At 62.4% G+C, this 620-nt stretch carries 1 protein-coding gene; it reads right to left on the bottom strand.

Features of this window, described 5'->3' with window-relative positions:
- On the bottom strand, window positions 1-620 hold a 620-nt coding region (locus A3754_RS04935; protein WP_156496808.1), incomplete at both ends, for an FAD-dependent oxidoreductase.

Genomic DNA, 620 nt, shown 5'->3' on the forward strand with positions numbered 1-620 from the left:
CCCAGGCTCCGGTAGCGCTCACCACCGCAGCAGCCTTGAGCGTGGACAGCTCACCACTGACCCGGTCTTCCACGGTAACAGAGAAGCCCTGTTCACCTTTCCCGCTCTGTTCGGCCTGAACAACACGCGCGTAATTTTGTGCTACCCCGCCATGGCGCGCCCCTTCCAGCAGCGTGCGCATGACCAGGCGGCAATCGTCGGTGAGCGCGTCGGTATAGCACATGGCCCCGGTGAGATCCTGATCCTGCAACCCGGGCACCCGCTTTAACAGCTGTGCCTTGTTCAGGTAACGGTGGTCGCGAATACCGGCCAGGAAATCGTACAGCCACAACACCGCCTTCATGGGCCAGCGCCCGGGGAATACGCCCTTGCGTAACGGGAAAAGATAGGTGGCCCGCTCCACCAGCCCCGGCAACTCATTGAGCAAACGTTCACGTTCCAGCAGTGAGTGGCGTGTCAGGGCAATATCGCCCTGGGCGATGTAGCGTAGGCCGCCGTGCACCATTTTGGAGGAACGACTCGAGGTCCCCCATGCGAAATCGGTTTGCTCCAATAGCAGCACCCGTTGTCCGCGACGGGCCGCCTCCAGCATGACACCGGCACCCGTGATGCCGCCACCG

Source organism: Alcanivorax sp. HI0083, assembly GCF_001635175.1.